Source organism: Butyrivibrio sp. AE2015 (assembly GCF_000420825.1).
Lineage (GTDB): Bacteria > Bacillota > Clostridia > Lachnospirales > Lachnospiraceae > Butyrivibrio.
On the sequence record NZ_ATVR01000030.1, the window covers coordinates 1 to 18,189 of the forward strand.

The following is an 18,189-nucleotide window of genomic DNA, read 5'->3' on the forward strand; positions in this document are numbered from 1 at the left end:
TGTTAGGCACGCCGCCAGCGTTCATCCTGAGCCAGGATCGAACTCTCACGTTTAAAAGTTTGATCAGGCTAGAACTAAGCTTGGCTTTTGTTCTGTCCGTTATTTACTAATTTTGTTCTGAATAAATTCTCTTTCGAGCATTGGTCTTGCGAATTACTTCGTAATTCCCAAGCTTTTGCATTCGCAAAATGTAATCAGTCAATCATAAATCTCATTGAGCAAACTCATTCGATTTCTGCTTTCCTGATTCCGCAATGCTCATTGCTTTTTGGAATTTTTCAGGGTTGCATTACTGTTTATTTGTCAAGGTGCAGGAGCTCGAAATCCGCTCCAGTGCTGCATTTGCAGTGCCTTGTGTTTCGCGGCTGCATCAGCAACGAATATAAATATATCACTGAGGTCCATAAGTGTCAACAACAAATTTCAATTTTTTTCAAAAAATTTATATTCGTTTACAGAGGTTCAAAATACCATTAATTCATCTGAGGACATAACCTTTAACATCTACAGAATTTATCGTGGTTTCAGTTCCAAACTCTCCCGAGATATTGATTTCAGTTATGATAAACTCACCTTCGGGAGAAACTCTCACTTTTTGAGAGATTACCTCATTTTTTCTGTCATCATCATGTATATCTGCCTTTTCCAGATCAATGAGTTTGTCAATTATCTCGCTAAGATCAGCCGTTCCTATATAGCTGCCATTTTCTGTTTCAAGCTTTACACGATCTGTATTATCATCATAGATATCAGAATCAACAAAGCATATCTCTTTATATCCTTCTATATTCAAATAATCCAGATGCTTGTATGCATATATGTAGAATGTATCAGATTCATAATCATCTGCTGAACCATTCTTTAATTCATCAAGCTGTTCTTTAGTATAATTATCATCAAGGTACCTATTACCTGCGTATCCGCTTTCTCTCTTTATAGTCTTATATGCTTCAAAAGCTACATTTTTCTCAAAGTTTTCTCCATTTGATATAGCAGCAAAGTACTTTTCAATCCTGCTCTTTTGAGACAATAATACAACGCTCTTATAATTGGTAAATGGCACAACAAGAACAATAAAAGTCATGGCAATTATCATAAATATCAGACTAAATGTAATGTCTTTTGTACCAAAGAAATCAATACAGTACATAACAAAATAGATAACTTCAAAGACAATAAAAGCAAGTCCGAAGTATCTTGATCTGGTAAAGCCATAATCTGCTACTCTCATATACAGACACATGATCTGAAGCACAATAAATGGAATGAACAGAAATGGCATGATCTTTATTGGTTTGAGAAATCTCTCCTGACAGCATCCACATGCCATTGTCCAAATAATGATCCCACATGAAAACAAAGCAGTAAGTATAGAAAATACCTGATTTTTAGGAAACTGCCATGTGAATATGATCTTAAATATATAGAGATATATTATAAAAAAAGCAACAGCAAGAAGTCCTGTAAATATATATGAGAGAACAACTTTAGAAAACTTTGAAAAATCACCCTCTGTTTTAGAAATGCCCATAAGGACGCATGGATAATCCACAAGTCCTACAAGCATTATTTCGCTTCTCATTATAAGATCAATAGATGAAGTATCAATAATAAGCACATCAAAGATCAAAAGTACCAGTAAAACTCCAAGATCTATGATCCCACAAACCAAAAGAGCTTTCATTAACCCGCAAAACGCTTTGGCCACATATGTTTCAAAGCGTTCACCAGATCTTTTATAAATGAAATAAACAGCAAGGCCTAAAGCTGTTACAAGGTAACATACAAAGATTTCAAAAGCAGTTTCAGTGAAAAAATCTGCCCTTTCAGTATTTTCCTTAAGCTTTGTATCAAGCAAAACATTTACCCATGCATAATAATATGAAATTGCAATTGAAATGGGAATAATGACTGCATAAAGAATCGTTTTCTTTTTGTCAGAATAGCCATGATTGTGATAGATTGTTTCACACAAAAGAATTCCAGGTGTCATTCCATATAATAGTAATTTCCAAAAGGGAATTATCGTTTTTATGACATATAGATCAGAACCCCCATCTCCCTGTACTGTCCATAATATAGTTGCTATAAGAAAAACTGATATTGAGAACAGGTGCTCTCTTACTACATTAACAAACTTTTCCTTTATTTCTTCAGCCCACTTAAATTTCATACACATACTCCCCAGTAATTACTTCTCAACACTTTTTTCTTTATCTATAGTAATATCGCACTCCATAACACCTTTTATCAAAGAATACCTTTTTAGATAATCAATTATAAAAGTGTCAGATAAGGCATAATTATATGGAACGACCACATCGAACTTAAGTGTCTTTCTATCATCCTCACTATGGGTAATCCTAAAATCATGAAAAGAAAGCTTTGGATCTAGCTGATAAAGAGCCTGGCTTATCTTTTTCTTAAGTTCATCTGTCTCAACGTCACCCTCAACGACAGGGTCCATATGTATAACTGCTATGCAATGATACTTCTGGTGAAGCTCATTTTCTATGGAGTCGATCATGTCATGCACTGAAACCAGATCCCTGTCAGATGGAACTTCCACATGTAGAGACATGAAAATTCTTGTGGGTCCATAGTTATGAATAGTTATGTCGTGAACCCCAAGTACACCTTCATATGAATTAACAGTTTCGGACACATCTTTTAAAAACTCTTTACTTGGCGGTTCGCCAAGAAGTGGATTTATAGTGTCTCTCGCCGCATCCCATCCTGATCTGATAATAAGAATCGCGACTAAAATGCCGGCAAATCCATCGATATTAATTTTGAAAAAGAAATATATCAAAGTGGAAATAAAAACAATGGAAGTAGTTACAACATCCGAGATACTGTCTACAGCAACAGATTTTAAAGTAGCACTCCCAATCAGCTTAGAAGCCGAAAGATTGCTCTGAAACATAATGAGTTTTACAAAAATAGAGATAATAAGAATTATTGCAATATAGTAGTCAAAATCAACTTCACCAGGGTGGAAGATCCTGTTCATAGATTGTTGGAACAGTTCCACACCGGTAAGGATTATAAGCAAAGATACAATAAGTCCTGCAACGTATTCAAGTCTGCCATGGCCAAAAGGGTGTTCTGCATCAGCTTCCTGACCCGAGAGTTTAAATCCGATCAAAGTAACTATGGAAGAAGCGGCATCAGAAAGATTATTAAAAGCATCACCCAAAATCGAAATTGATCCACTGATAATTCCTGCCATAAGCTTTATGATAAAAAGAAAAATATTAAAGGCAATGCCCATGGCACCACTAATGATGCCATAGCGTTGCCTTACGCCCGGATCCTGAACCTGATCATAATTTTCAATTAGTCTTTTTGCTAAAAAACAAATCATATCTCATCAGAGAAATACACTGTGATAAGTAGAGTCCCCTCTTCTACAGTTATCTCTGCCTCCTCATCGATGATAAATTCATTGCTTACTCCAAGAGGGAAGTCATTAGTAAGTGTCCCTCTCTCCAAATTATACATCAGTCCTTTGATTGTAACACCTTTTGAGATGTCAGAAAGCGAAAACACTGATATATAGCCGCTATTGCCCCTATGGAATTTCACTGTTTCATTATGCGCCACCAAAAGCATCTTATCATGTTCCATGATATAGCCCTTAGCGCCATGATTTCTAATAAAGTTTAGTGTCTGTATATTCGCGATCGTGTGATCAACTCTTTTTCCGCCCAGAGCACCATATAAAAAGAATTTGCGATAGCCCTTCTCAAGTCCTATCTTAACCGCCATTATAGTGTCAGTGTCGTCTTTTTTTACATTAAGACGCACAATCCTGTCAGGATCATTTTCTTCTATTTCCATGAGATCTCTGATCGCCATCTCACCCTGCTCAGAAAGTGAATCAAAATCACCTACAATAAGGTCTGGTAAAACACCCACATTCCTTGCATGCAGAAAGCCCGCATCACATGCAATACAAAAATCTCCTTCTTCAAGATCAATCTCAACAGGATAAAAATCTCCTGCAGAAATGATCACACATTTTCCATCTATTATCTCACTGCTCATGCTTTTATCCTGGATTCGATAGTGTCTATATCCATAACCCACTCATTGGCACCGCCCCAGTCACCTACAATAGTTTCATCTATGGTGCCGTCTTCATAGGTAATAGTAGTATCTAATCTGTAATTCATCTTGGCAACTTTTGTTGAATTGCCGGAAGTAATGTAGCTGTACAAATAGGTGACAGAATATTGAGTATGTGGATACAGATTATTGTCTATAGCTGCAGGCTCGTAAGAGATTGAAGCCCTCTGTACTCCGTCATCTTCAAAAAAGTTAGCCCAAAGAGTTATGACTCCTGAAGTAGATGGATTCTCATCAAAGCTAAAGAAGTGATAGCTCCACTTATCTTCATTACAATTAAGCACTATGCCCTCTCTGCTGATAGGGACATATGTTGTATTTTCAAGAGGAGTCTCCTGCTTGTTAAGAAATACATCCCTAAGTGAAATGTACTCATCAGAAACAACAAAATTACGCAGTTCATCTACGTTTCCAACATCAAGCTGCTCAAAGATACCAGAAAATACAGAAAGAACTTCCTGAGAATTATCAAGACACTCTGTAAAACTATCGATCTCATCTGATGACCCGAGCATAGAAGTGACATCAGATATAAGAGTTTTATATTTCAGAACATCTTCCAAATTCAGTGAAAAAGAGCTGACGTTAGGAGTCACAAAAGATAAAATAACCTTCTTAAGTTCATCACTTGGCGCATTCTGATATACAGAAAGCATAGACCTTATCATCTCTTCGTACTCAGAATAGGTTGAATTATCTGATCTGAAAAGGGAATCCGCATTTTCTCCATAGCTTGATTCAAAGCATCTTTCTGATGCTGCGTCGAGTATTTTAAGCGCTTCTTCACTATTATTGTCATCAACAAGCACTGATAAAATAGCTTTTACTGTATCAAAATCTGCTTTTTCCTCATTCATAGCAGTAACAGATTCATTAAGAATAATTATATGATAATTATCCAAAAGTGCTTCGTTATCAGTGTTTTCCCAGCCTGAATAAAGAGTATCCTTGGCACTTTGTGAATCATCTATGCTAAGATAAGCACCTGCAAGATTGGCATATGCCTTAACAGATTTTGAATCGATATCAATAGCCTTAGTGTAGGATTCAATTGCAGCTTCGTAATCTGCATTTTCTGTATATTTATCCCCTGCTGCTATTGCCTTGTTTACCTTTACGAATGGGAGATGCAAGTAAATGAAATATCCTCCTACCAGCAAAAGAGCTGTAGAAGCCGCTACAATAGCGATTTTCTTCATGTCTAATCTTTTTCTGCGACGTTTTTTATATTTATATCCGGACAGATTACCGGCTTTACTTCTCTTGTAACTCAATTTAGTTCCTTCTCTTTCAAAAATTAAAAATTTATAAACTAAAAACAAGCAATAGTATAACATGAAAAATAATATATCTAAAGACAGCATTTATAACAAAATACTTTGACTAAAATATTGCAAAAATAATACAAAGATTTGAAATTCATAGACGCAATTATTTAATGCATTTAAAATAGAAGTATCGGGCAATAAACAAATAGTATACCTATTGAAATAAAGAAAGGAATAAAAAAATGAAAATTGCACTTATCAATGAAAACAGCCAGGCTGCAAAGAATGAAATGATCTTCAATTCATTAAAAAAAGTTGCTGACAAGCATGGTTTTGAAGTATTCAACTACGGAATGTACTCAGCTGAAGACAAAGCACAGCTGACATATGTTCAGAATGGTATCCTTGCATGTGTACTTCTTAACTCAGGTGCTGTTGACTATGTAGTAACAGGATGTGGAACAGGTGAAGGCGCTATGCTTGCATGCAACAGCTTCCCGGGAGTTATCTGCGGACATGTAACTGATCCACTTGATGCATACACATTCGCACAGATCAATGATGGAAATGCCATCTCAATTAACTTTGCACTTAAGTCAGGTTGGGGCGCTGAGCTTAACCTTGAATACATCTTTGAGAAGCTTTTCTGCGAAGGAAGCGGTCAGGGATATCCTAGAGAAAGAGCTGTTCCAGAGCAGCGTAACAAGAGAATCCTTGATGAAGTAAAGAAGGTTACTTATGTTCAGGATGTTCCATCTATCCTTAAGAATCTTGACCAGGAACTTGTAAAGGGTGCTCTTTCAGGTGAGCACTTCCTTGAGTACTTCGATGCAAACGCAAAGGACGAAAGCATCAAAGCAGCTGTTCACGAAATCCTCGGAAAGTAATAAATGGCTATAAAGCAAACGAAAGCCCGAAAGAGCGATTTCTCTTTCGGGCTTTTATCAACTAAATTTGCTGTTCATTGCGATAACATCTTTGTTTCATAATACAATTACTGCAATAGAATTGGACACAGACTCATAAATACTGTCTATAGAAACTTTATTTGAAACCAGTGCAACTTTCTGTGGCTGCTCGATGCTGTTGCAGTCATCAACATTGCCTTTCATGGTATATAGTTGCAATTCTGGAATTATTCCATTAACTAAAGGCTTTCCATCAACCAATATCTTTGAAAGATCAATATCAACATCTTTTGCTCCGGCGTTGATTATCTTTACATATACATGCTCATCATCTTTTGACGCAGTTACATAGACTCTGTCCTTTTCAAGGTCATCAAAGTCCACATCTATCAGCTCTGTTCCTGTAAAGTTTGAATATATCTTTTGAACATAATAGCTTGGTGTTCCATAGGATGCACTAGCATCAAACCATATAAGATCCGGTTGCCACTGGGTATATCCAAGGCGGGCAAAAAGAGGTGCATATGAAGCCATAAGTACTACATCTGCGTTCTTCTCAAGACCTGTCATGAATGCAGCTTCTGCAAGAGCTGCGCCAAAGCTGTTTCTCTTTTCAGGAGCCCTGTCTGGATTTATGTGGCATGCATATTCTCCGGCAAATACTTTCCTGTGTCTGTCATAATAATCGTACATATGAACATTATCATAGAGCCAGTTATCTGATACATAATAGTGCTCATCTACAGCATAGCTGTAATCTGACTTTGCTTTCATTTTAGGTGAGAAATTATCCCAAGCCTCTTTATAGTGATCAGATGTAACGTCAGGTCCTGCACTTCCGCAGCACTTTATCTCAGGGTATTTCTCATGAATAGCCTTTTCAAAGACATCGTACCTGTGGAAGAAGTCTATTTTCTTAGTCTCCCACTGCTCATTGCCGATTCCTATAAATTTAAGATCAAAGCTATCAGGATGTCCCATCTGAGCTCTCAAAGCTCCCCACTTGGTATCAGTAGCACCATTGGCAAACTCAATAAGGTCAAGAGCATCATTAACATATTCCATAAACTCCGGAGCAGAACTGTCAATGAGCTGATCTGACTGATACTGACATGCAAGACCGACATTCATTACAGGAAGCGGCTCGCAGCCAAGATATTCGCATAAAAGAAAATACTCATAAAAGCCAATTCCAAGAGTCTGGTTATAATATGGAAAATCGCCAAGATCTCGGTTTCCCTTATCATCATCATTTCCATGAACCGCCCATCTATTCCAATTGGCTTTTCTCTCTTCAGATGGACCAACAGTAAGCTTCCACTGATATCTGTTTGAGAGTTCATTGCCCTCCACTACGCAGCCGCCGGGAAATCTCATAAATCCGGGCTTTAAATCTTTTAAAAGTTCACACAGGTCTTTCCTGAAAAGTCCAAGGACAGCATCTTCAGGATACATTCTGAACTGATCAAAGAAAGCTTCTCCTTTTTCCTTGATAAGAACAACAAAAAGTCCTCTTTCAATATCCTTTTTAGCTGTTATCTTTGTTTCATATTTTTTCCAATAATCTCCGGAAATCGTAATCTCCTCTGAGTGACACAGCTTTTTTCCGCCCTGTGAAAAGATATTTACAGTCACTGTCTTATTTTCTTTTACTTTTGCATAAAAGCTTACGTTAGCGGACTTACCTGCTTCAAGGTAAATTCCATCATATGCCTTGTTCGAAAAGCCTGCATTTTCTTCATTTGTCTTAACTACAAGATAATGTGGATTAACCTCATTAAGTGACTCATTATCTGATACACTTATCTCTGACTTTGGGGCAAACGGATACGCATTCCATCCATAGAGATAAGCCCCTTTCTGATAATAATTGCACTTATGTCCGTGAGCCTCCAAAAATTCAAAGCTGCGGTTTTCAAGCATTTCTGCATGAAGTCCCCCATCAAGGCCGTAATTTATATCCTCAAAAAAAAGCCCAAACATTCCCCTACTAATTGTCTTTCCCATACAAGCATTCCTCTCTATATCTATTTATTATATTTTATGCATAAAAAACTACATCAAATTCTTATTTTCTGATTTTAGCCGATATCATAGCAATTCCGTACAGCATAGGTAAGGAATAAGCAAAAGATAAAGCATAACGCCATTGAAAAGCGATTGGTGTTGAAGCAAGCAATGTAATCCAGCACAAAACTGCAGGCAAGCCCACTATTCCTATTTTTCTTCCATGTATTCTCATTAATGCAGCAACAAGCACCAAAATAGCCCACGCCATAACCCCAGCGCCAAAAAAGTAGCTTGAAGAACTATATATGTTCTCTATAAAGCCTTGTAAATCCGAGGGCAAAACAGATTTAGGAACTATTCTTTCAGACTCCATCCAGTCATAATACATTTTCTGATCTGCAAATGCGCCAATATATGTATAACGCATTTTCAAAGTATTATTTGAAAACGACCAAAACCCATATGTAGTTCTTAAATATGCATCAACATATATCCCAAAATTATTTAAAAGGAGTTCTCCCCACACCTTTATAAACTGCAATCTGTTAGCATTCAAAAACTCACTATCCAGCTCAATTTCACCGTACTTTACAGGATCTACATTATAGGGATCATAATTCTTTTTTATTTCTTCAACAGGAAGCATTTTGTCAATAAACGCATACTGCTCTTCATTTATCCTGCCATCATTACATACAGTAGCCGCAATCTGCTGTATAGGTATTCCTACCGCCTCTCTGAATTTATATGGTGCATGCGAAACTGTTTGAACTGCTTTTGTCATAACAAGAAGCAAAGCAACGAACAAAGCATATATAGCCACTTTTTTCCAATAACTTTTGTAAGAAATCATCAAGTAAAGCACCATCATAACGCAGATGATTGATCCATTACTTCTAAAGAAAAACAAAATCGAACAAGCACACAATTTGGCTATAAAATATTTTTCACACAGCTTTTGTCCTTTGCTTTCCCAAAGTTCATACATAACAGGAATTATAAGTAAAGAACCCAGAGCAAATGGCACATCCTTGATCAGGGTAACCATATAAAGATTCAATATTGGACATAGTGCAAAAAAAGCGCAGATGATCAATAAAGGAATTCCAGATAATCCTTTTCTTTTAAGCCAGGTAACACAGACACTGTATGAAAAAGAAACTGCAACAACCTGAAAAACGGCCAATATAATAAAAACTTCATTGTCCGCTCCGCCAAAAAACTTTACAATTTTCTCAAGTCCTCGCAATAAAGCGATATACATCCAGGGATGTTGTCCTGAAACTCCCATTCCCCCACGGATCATTACAATAGTGTCATTTGACAGAGTGGCCGGAAAGTAGATAATTTGCGTCAAAATGCCAATCACTATATAAATCAAAAAACATCTGATGCAAAAAGCCTTATCATTGATTTTTAAAGCACTACCTCCACTTTGATTATTTATCAATTTACTATTAACTAAAACCAATGCAGCAAATATACATAATCCAATAAGCAACAGCATAAAATTAAAATCTGCTCCACCGTCAGGCTTAAAGACACTTGTCAAAGCAACAGCAACAGCAAATAAAAAACCCAATATCATCATTGGAACATTAAAAACTTCTTTCATCTGAACCCCTCTTTTGGTTGCATTTTACATATACTTATATAGCACCTTTATAATTTCTTTCCCATTTCATATATAGACTCAAAAATAGCATCAGGCTTAACTTCAGAATTTTCGACGTCCGAAAGCTGGCACTCCCCTGTAAGAACCAGTATTCCTTTGGCTCCGTTTTTTACTCCCGTGGCTACATCCGTATAAATTCTATCTCCAACAAAAGCTATTTTCTCTTTTGGAACCCTTGTTGCATCAACTATCATATCAACGGTTTCTTTGAATGGCTTACCGACAAATCTTGGCTCACATCCTGTTGAAAGCTCAATAGCCTTACAGATGGCTCCGCAATCCGGTATATAACCATTTGGCATAGGACAGTTAATATCAAGATGAGTAGCAAGGAAAAGAGCTCCTTCCCTTATATAGGTGCAGGCATTGGAAAGCTTTCTGAAATCCAGTGTTTTATCAAAACCAACCACCACAATATCCGGTCTTTTATCAAGATTATCAGGCTCAAGAGCATCCTCATTGTCGCGGTTAAAAAGCTCAATCCCCGCTTCTAAAAAGCTATCTTCCAAGGGCTTTGTCCCAAGCAGGTATACGCTCTTTCCGTCATAATTATTCTTCAAAAATCTTATCATCACATCTCCTGATGTCATGATCTGATCTTTTCCTATAAAGCAATTCATGCCTGCAAGCTTCTCTATATATTTATCCGAATTAGTGGAAGAATTATTGGTAAAAAACATATACCTTTTACCAGCTTTTTTTACTGCTTCAAGGAACTCCAGGGAACCATATATTATATTATTTCCCAAATAAAATGTTCCATCCATATCAAGGACAAAAAGGTCTATATCTTTTAATATATCAGTCTCGTTCATATTATTCTCTCAGTTTTCACGCTGTTACTGTTAACTTTCAATCATATATAGCACTGCGCGTATTCTTTATTTACACATTCTCATTATTAACGTGCTTCTCATATAAAAGAACTATATCCCCTGCTCTTATCACAAGGCTACCCTTTGGAATGATAGCCTTGCCACGTCTTCGGATCATAAAGATATAACTCTGTCTGGAAATATCTATATCTCTTATTGCCATCCCATTCCATGAATGTCCTTCATTTATAGTTATTTCCTTTAGCTCAATTGGCTGGATATCCTTACTCTTCTCAGCGCACATAACAATAATGTCACCGGTTTTCAATACTGTAGAGCCACGTGGGATCAGAGTTTCCCTGCCTCTTTGAATAGCAACTATCATTGCATCCCTTGGGATTCCAATTTCCATGATCTTCTTGCCAGACCATTTATCATTTTCAGTAAGTCTTACCCTGATAAAGTGTATATTTTCCTCTTCAGCAAACTCTCCTACTGTCTTAAGCCTCTGATACTGCTCAACGAACCCGGCAGAAATAATACCTGTAGGAATAGCAACCATTCCAACCCCAAGGAAACTGATTATTATTCCAAGAATCTTACCCATTATTGTAACCGGGTAAATATCACCATATCCTACAGTAAGAAGTGTTGATGCCGACCACCATATACCGGAAAATGCATTTTGAAACACATCGGGTTGTGCATCATGCTCAACGCTATACATGCAAAGGCTTGATGCCATCATCAATATCAAGATGATAAAAACAGATGCAAGAAGCTGCTGGCTTTTTGAAACAATAATTTCTGTAATAACATTCAGTTGATCATAATAGGAATTGATCCTGAAAAGCCTAAGTATCCTCGCAACCCTAAAGAGTCTGAATACTGTTCCTCCCGCAGGGAAAAATACCGGAAGGTAATAAGGAAGAAAGGATAAAAGATCTATGATCCCGGCTAAAGAAAAAATATACCTGAGTGCTGCCTTAGGCTCTGATAGTTTAGGGTATAGTTCAGCCGATGATAAAAGACGCAGTACATAATCTACTGCAAAGAAAAAAGTTGTAACTGCTTCAATAGCAAGGAGGAGCCCTTTATAGTGCTCCTCCATATAATCAAATGTTATTGCAAATGCAGCAAAAAGATTGAGAACAAGTGCTACGATACTTAGAAAATCGTAAAACCTGTTTATGGGTTCATCAATTACTCCAGTGCTAACCATATTAAAAATCTTTGCTCTAACACGGTTTATCTTCACCTTAGTAACCATTTCCCATCCCCCTTTTACTTTCTGCGCTTACCAAAGCTTTCCATGACAAAGTCACTAACATCCTGTAAATAATCAATACTTCTCTTCTTGTTTTCAGCCTTGATATGCTTCTTTTCAGACTTTGATACATTCATAGTATTGCTGTCTTCTCCAACATACCACGCTTTTGTTGACTCCTCACCTTTTATGTTGAGACGTCCAACATTTTCAAACTCCGCATTTCCCCTGGCAGAGCGTTTTCTCTCAGGTCTTTCTGCTCTTGAAGCCTGAGCTTTATCAGAAGTCTTTTTTCTGTCTTTTTTGATGCTCTCTACAAGTGCTTCATCTAAAGACGACTTTCGAGTCGTTTCATCCTTTGTCTTGTTTCTTCTTTTTGGTTTTTCAAAAAGATATTCATCCTTAGCTGGAGTTTTCTTTTTATCAAACTTCCTATCAGATGAAGACTGAGACTTTCTGCCCTTTCTGTCATCTTTACCGGACTTAAACTTTCGTCCGTCGTGACCATCGCGGCCTTCGCGGTTCATCCTGCCATCACGTCCATCACGCCTTCCACGACCAAAACCGCCTTTTCCTCTGTCCTTGTCTCTGTCGCCACGTCTGTGTCCGAAATCAAATACAAGGTCTTCAATATCTGCACCCATCTTGAGCTTCATAAATCCTGCTGCAAGCTGTTCTGCAGTATACTCACCCTCTTCAACCTTCTGATTAACAAACTCAAGTGCAGATGAAATATCACCGTTTTCAATAATATCTATAACTTCAGCAAATACTTTCTGAGACTTAACTCTTGTAATCTCTTTTGCTGACGGTACTTTTCTTTCCTCAATCTTTGTATGACAAACTTTCTCAATCTCTCTGAGTTTGTACATTTCTCTTCCACCGACAAGAGTAAATGACTGACCGCTTCTGCCGGCACGACCTGTACGTCCGATTCTGTGAACGTAATACTCTATATCTTCTGGAATATCAAAGTTAAATACTGCTTCTACACCGCTTACGTCAATTCCTCTTGCAGCAACATCAGTTGCTATAAGGATATTGATCCTTCCACTTCTAAATAAGTTCATTACAGTGTCACGCTGGTTCTGTGAAAGATCACCATGAAGTCCATCAGCCTGGTATCCCTTGCCCTTAAGACTTTCAGCGAGCTGATCAACCATTCTTTTTGTGTTACAGAAAATAAGTGATCTTGATGGATTGTAGTAATCCATAAGTCTTACAAGAACTTCTTCTTTTGACTTCTGAGGAACTCTGTAATAGCTCTGTTCTATAGCTGCAACAGTGATCTCCTTTGGAGTCATTTTTATATACTCAGCATCTTCTTTCTGATACTTCTTTGTGATCTGAAGTATTGCTTCAGGCATTGTAGCAGAGAAAAGAGCTGTCTGTCTCTCTTCAGGCATTCCCTGAAGGATAGTCTCGATATCATCCCTGAATCCCATATCAAGCATCTCATCTGCTTCATCAAGGACAAGAACCTTTACATCCTTCATCTTCATAGTATGTCTGCGCATGTGATCCATTACTCGTCCAGGAGTTCCAACTACTATCTGAACTCCAGCAGATAAAGCCTTTATCTGTCTTGAGATATCCTGTCCACCATAGACAGCAAGAACTTTAATGCCAAACATATATTTTGCAAAATCTCTTATATCATCAGCAGCCTGCATAGCAAGCTCTCTTGTAGGACACAGTACAACAGCCTGCAAATGCTTATTTGCAGGATCAACCTGCTGCAAAAGCGGAATACCAAATGCGGCAGTCTTACCAGTTCCTGTCTGTGCCTGTCCAATTATATCTTTTCCCTCAAGCATTACAGGTATTGCAGCCTTCTGGATTGGTGACATATACTCAAATCCCATTTCAGAAACTGCTCTTAATATTTTTTCATCAAGACCTGAATCCTCGTATCTTACCTTTTCCTCCTCGACATTAACAGTATTTTTTTCTAAATCTTTACTCATTAAAACTCCTATTTCTATTCATAAACAAAAAACTAACTAAAATAAATTAGACCTCTCCGCTCATAACGTCCTTGTTTTTTACAAGGTAATCAACGAGTGAGATGATCGTAAGTGCCAAAGCTACCCACATAATAACTGTTGTAAGAACATGCATTACAGGATGATCAATATTGGCAATCATAAGTATCACCATTATCATCTGGAATGTTGTCTTAAATTTGCCCCAATAGCTTGCAGCTATAACTCTTCCATTGTCTGCTGCAATGAGTCTGAAACCGCTGATAACAAACTCTCTGGCAATAATTATTATAACTATCCATGAAGGTATACGGCCAAGTTCAATAAGTCCTATCATTGCGCTGCAAACAAGAAGCTTATCTGCAAGTGGGTCCATGAACTTACCAAAATCTGTGATCAGATTATATTTGCGGGCAATCTTACCATCAAGCATATCTGTAAGACTTGCTATAATGAATATCGCAAGTGCTGTCCACTTAAAAGCATCATTAGACGGATCAAACAATAAAAAGAATACAAAAAATGGAATTAGTATTACTCTCGCAACGGTCAACTTATTCGGTAAATTCATATGTTTCTGCTTCCTCCCCAACTAAATCATATTCATTAGAACCTGTTATAAGAACCTTTAGTATTGCTCCGGACATAAGATCTTTTTGAACACCGGAAACAAATACATATCCGTCAATATCCGGTGCATCTTTATATGTCCTTCCTACATATGTAAATCCATCAAGGCTGCTTGCCTCTTCATCCACGATCTTACCTTCTATTATAACATCAACAGTCTTTCCAACCATGGAATCAGCGCCTTCAAAGGCTATTTTCTGCTGAAGCTTCATAAGCTTATTTCTGCGGGTTGTCTTAACCCTCTCTGAAACCTGATCTGGCATAGTTGCTGCAGGTGTATCCTCTTCCTGAGAGTATGTAAATACCCCAAGTCTGTCAAATCGCAGATCTTCCACAAGTTTCATTGTCTCATTGTGATCTTTTGCAGTTTCTCCAGGGAATCCGCTGATAAGGGTTGTTCTAAGACAAATATCAGGAATCTCTTCTCTGAGGTGCTTTACAAGTTCTCTTATCTCAGCATTATTTGTCTTTCTTCCCATTCTTTTAAGGATAGAATCAGAACCTGACTGAATTGGAAGATCAAGATAATGACAGATCTTAGGCTCATTTTTAATAGTCTGGATAAGCTCCTCATTGATCTCTTCTGGATAACAGTAGAGAACTCTTATCCATTTAATACCATCTATCTCGCAAAGCTTATGTAAAAGCTCAGGAAGCTTCTTTTCTCCATAGATGTCTGTTCCATACAGTGTAGTCTCCTGGGCAACTACCAAAAGTTCAGAGACGCCTGCCTCTGCCAGACTTCTGGCATCCTTGAGAATATCCTCCATCGGAATACTTCTGTAAGATCCTCTAATTGATGGAATAATACAGTAAGTACAGTGCTTATCACACCCCTCTGCAATTTTGAGGTAATTGTAAACACCTCCGGTGGTCATCACCCTCTTGTGACCACCTCTCTGAAGCTTGTTAACATCATCAAAATAGTTCTTGTGAGAGAAAAGTTCATTTCTCTTTAATGTTTCATCAAGCGCCTGAACAATCTTATCAATTGATGATATACCAAGAATCTCATCAACCTCAGGAATTTCTTTCTGAATTTCCTCCTTGTACCTCTGTCCAAGGCATCCGGTAACGATCAAAGCCTTATACTTGCCGCTTTTTCTATACTCTGCCATTTCGAGGATAGTATTGATACTTTCCTCTTTCGCATCACCAATAAAGCAGCAGGTGTTAACAACTGCTGCTTCGGCTTCATCGGTGTCATCTGTAAAGTCATAACCATGACTTTCGAGCATACCGAGCATTACCTCGGTATCAACTCTGTTTTTGTCACAACCAAGTGACACAAATAATATCTTCATATCTTTTTAAAATTACTCTTCTGCGCTTTCTGTCTCTTCTGTTTCTTCAGTTGATTCCTCAAGCTTAGCCTTCTCTTCATCTGTAAGGATTCTGAGAGTATCCTGATTCATCTCCTCAACAGCGATAGAAAGAGGTTTCTGCTTGTCCTTTACCTTAACCATTGGCTCATCACCAGCAATGATCTGTCTTGCTCTCTTTGATGTTGCCATAACGATTGAATATCTTGAGCTGATAACTGGCTCTTCGCCTTCCTCAACTCCCTTGTTTACTACATTCATTAAATCTACATATGAAGGATGTATCATAATGTTCCTTTCTGCGTGGTACGCAACACATAATATTTGTTTATTTAACAAAGCTTTTTAAAGCTCTGATCTTAACTAATTAAAACTTATTCAGCTGATCTCTCATTTCATTGATAAAATCGGCATTCCTGTCAGGAGTGTTGTGAGCTGAACTGATGATCTCATGAACCTTTTCAACACATTCATCAAGGTCATCGTTAACTACGATGTAGTCATATTTTTCAATTCCAACAGCTTCTTCTTTTGCTCTTGCAAGGCGTTTTGCTATAACTTCATCAGTTTCTGTTCCTCTTCCGCGAAGTCTCTTTTCAAGGACCTGAGCTGATGGTGGCATTACAAAGAGTAATACTGCATCTTTATACTGCTCTTTTATCTGAAGCGCTCCCTGAATCTCTATTTCAAGGATAACATCAATTCCCTGAGATAGCTTTTCTTCAACATATTTCCTCGGGGTGCCATAATAGTTATTTACATATTTGGCATGCTCAATAAGTCCGTTCTCAGCAATAAGCTTCTCAAACTCTTCAGTAGTAATAAAGAAATACTCTCTGCCATTTTCCTCACCCTCTCTTGGGTTTCTGGTTGTAGCTGAGATAGAAAGAGCATACTGATCATACCTTTTCGTCAGCTCTTTCATGATGGTTCCCTTTCCTGCTCCTGAGAACCCTGAAACAACAATAATAATTCCTTTACGTTTCATCCTGACTATTCTCACTCTCCGATATAGCTCTGTTACATATGGTTTCCGGCAAAAGAGCTGATAATACAAGCATACCATTTTCCATAACAAGTACTGCCTTGGTCTTACGCCCCTGGGTAGCATCAACGCTTTTTCCCTCTTCACGGGCTTTCTGAACCATGCGCTTAACCGGCGCAGCATCAGGACTAACAATGCTTATTATTTTGTCTGCATTAACAATATTGCCAAATCCAATGTGAATGAGTTTATTCAATGTTTTGTATCTGCTCCCTTACTTTTTCGATATCAGTCTTAAGAGCAATTCCTCTGTCTGAGATCTTAAGATCTGTAGACTTTGAAAGAATTGTATTGGCTTCTCTGTTCATCTCCTGTGCAAGGAAATCGAGCTTTCTGCCAATGCCATCCTTATCGTCACCCTTTAAAAGGGTATCTTTTGTAGCTCCTATATGGCTGCGAAGCCTTGTGATCTCTTCATCTACGCAAATCTTATCAGCGTAAATAGTGACTTCCATCGCAAGTCTGTTTTCATCAACCTGCTTGTCCTCAAGAAGATCCTGGATCTTCTCACGAAGCTTATCTTTGTACTCCTTGATGATCTCAGGTGAACGCTCAGCAATATACTCAACATTCTCCATCATTCCATCAAGCTTCTCGGTAAGATCCTTACATAAAAACTCGCCTTCACGAGCTCTTGACTCCATAAACTGCTTACCGGCACCTGCAAGAGCTTTCATAAGGCCGCTTAATACTTCCTCTTCATTAAGCTCTTCCTCTTCCATTGTAAAAACTTCCGGGAATCTGGAAAGAACAGAGATCCTTACATCATTGTCAAGGCCAAAATCACCTGCCATTTCATTCAGGTAGGAATAATACTCCTGTGCTATAGCCTTGTTGTATTTTACCTTTGTCTCTGACTCTGAAAAATCCTCATAACTAATGAAAACGTCAACCTTGCCACGCTTCATATAGTTCTTAAGTTCGCTGCGGATTGCAGCCTCAAATGCATTAAACTTTTTTGGCATCTTGATATTGATATCAAGATAGCGGTTATTTACCGACTTAAGCTCTACAATGTACTTGCGATTTCCTTCTGTAATCTCACTTCTGCCAAAACCTGTCATGCTGCAGACCATTATCATATCCCCCTTATTTGGGCATAGTTATACAAAAGTTATTATAATATATCGCAA

15 protein-coding genes and 1 pseudogene are annotated in these 18,189 nt (G+C 37.8%); 1 reads left to right on the forward strand and 15 read right to left on the reverse strand.

Translation table 11 applies throughout. The features are described 5' to 3' along the window. Positions 1-478: 478 nt before the first annotated feature. From G585_RS0112725 to G585_RS0112740, 4 genes are read right to left on the reverse strand one after another with little or no spacing between them, the layout of a single operon-like run. Positions 479-2,173 carry a DUF4153 domain-containing protein gene (locus G585_RS0112725; RefSeq protein WP_022775483.1) on the reverse strand — a complete coding sequence of 565 codons (1,695 nt, stop codon included), beginning with the start codon at positions 2,171-2,173 and terminating at the stop codon, positions 479-481. Positions 2,174-2,191: 18 nt separating this feature from the next. Continuing rightward, complete coding sequence (locus tag G585_RS0112730) at positions 2,192-3,367, reverse strand: cation diffusion facilitator family transporter (protein ID WP_022775484.1); 1,176 nt, start codon at positions 3,365-3,367, stop codon at positions 2,192-2,194. Continuing rightward, on the reverse strand, positions 3,364-4,050 hold the full coding sequence (locus G585_RS18085) for a thiamine diphosphokinase (protein ID WP_022775486.1): 687 nt from the start codon (positions 4,048-4,050) through the stop codon (positions 3,364-3,366). The genes G585_RS0112730 and G585_RS18085 overlap by 4 nt, the downstream gene beginning before the upstream one ends. Continuing rightward, entirely contained in the window at positions 4,047-5,405 is a 1,359-nt protein-coding gene (locus tag G585_RS0112740) for a tetratricopeptide repeat protein (protein WP_022775487.1), read from the reverse strand. The genes G585_RS18085 and G585_RS0112740 overlap by 4 nt, the downstream gene beginning before the upstream one ends. A gap of 236 nt (positions 5,406-5,641) precedes the next feature. Between G585_RS0112740 and G585_RS0112745 the strand changes: the two genes are divergently transcribed. Then, positions 5,642-6,286, forward strand: coding sequence for an RpiB/LacA/LacB family sugar-phosphate isomerase (locus tag G585_RS0112745; protein WP_022775488.1), 645 nt, complete (start codon positions 5,642-5,644; stop codon positions 6,284-6,286). Positions 6,287-6,382: 96 nt separating this feature from the next. On the opposite strand, the gene G585_RS18090 is transcribed toward G585_RS0112745, so the two are convergent. The 11 genes and pseudogenes from G585_RS18090 to G585_RS0112800 form a co-directional block, all read right to left on the reverse strand. After that, entirely contained in the window at positions 6,383-8,314 is a 1,932-nt protein-coding gene (locus G585_RS18090) for an alpha-L-arabinofuranosidase C-terminal domain-containing protein (RefSeq protein WP_022775489.1), read from the reverse strand. Positions 8,315-8,375: 61 nt separating this feature from the next. Continuing rightward, on the reverse strand, positions 8,376-9,932 hold the full coding sequence (locus tag G585_RS0112755; RefSeq protein ID WP_022775491.1) for a DUF6020 family protein: 1,557 nt from the start codon (positions 9,930-9,932) through the stop codon (positions 8,376-8,378). Positions 9,933-9,979: 47 nt separating this feature from the next. Continuing rightward, complete coding sequence (locus tag G585_RS0112760) at positions 9,980-10,807, reverse strand: HAD-IIA family hydrolase (protein ID WP_022775492.1); 828 nt, start codon at positions 10,805-10,807, stop codon at positions 9,980-9,982. 70 nt (positions 10,808-10,877) lie between these two features. Next, positions 10,878-12,077 (reverse strand): ion transporter, encoded by a 1,200-nt coding sequence (locus G585_RS20130; RefSeq protein WP_022775494.1) that lies wholly within the window; start codon positions 12,075-12,077, stop codon positions 10,878-10,880. A 635-nt stretch (positions 12,078-12,712) separates the two neighbouring features. Next, positions 12,713-14,041, reverse strand: a pseudogene (locus G585_RS18095) (DEAD/DEAH box helicase); the annotation flags it as partial. 46 nt (positions 14,042-14,087) lie between these two features. Next, the gene (gene pgsA / locus G585_RS0112775; RefSeq protein ID WP_022775497.1) at positions 14,088-14,630 is read right to left on the reverse strand and encodes a CDP-diacylglycerol--glycerol-3-phosphate 3-phosphatidyltransferase; all 543 of its coding nucleotides are present in this window, start codon (positions 14,628-14,630) and stop codon (positions 14,088-14,090) included. After that, entirely contained in the window at positions 14,614-15,993 is a 1,380-nt protein-coding gene (rimO, locus tag G585_RS0112780) for a 30S ribosomal protein S12 methylthiotransferase RimO (RefSeq protein ID WP_022775498.1), read from the reverse strand. The genes pgsA and rimO overlap by 17 nt, the downstream gene beginning before the upstream one ends. A gap of 12 nt (positions 15,994-16,005) precedes the next feature. Beyond that, on the reverse strand, positions 16,006-16,299 hold the full coding sequence (gene rpoZ / locus G585_RS18100) for a DNA-directed RNA polymerase subunit omega (protein ID WP_022775500.1): 294 nt from the start codon (positions 16,297-16,299) through the stop codon (positions 16,006-16,008). A gap of 79 nt (positions 16,300-16,378) precedes the next feature. Further along, entirely contained in the window at positions 16,379-16,999 is a 621-nt protein-coding gene (gene gmk, locus G585_RS0112790) for a guanylate kinase (protein WP_022775501.1), read from the reverse strand. Next, on the reverse strand, positions 16,989-17,252 hold the full coding sequence (locus G585_RS0112795; protein WP_022775502.1) for a DUF370 domain-containing protein: 264 nt from the start codon (positions 17,250-17,252) through the stop codon (positions 16,989-16,991). Before G585_RS0112795 ends, gmk begins: the two co-directional genes overlap by 11 nt. Then, complete coding sequence (locus G585_RS0112800) at positions 17,245-18,132, reverse strand: YicC/YloC family endoribonuclease (RefSeq protein ID WP_022775503.1); 888 nt, start codon at positions 18,130-18,132, stop codon at positions 17,245-17,247. The genes G585_RS0112795 and G585_RS0112800 overlap by 8 nt, the downstream gene beginning before the upstream one ends. Positions 18,133-18,189: the final 57 nt, after the last annotated feature.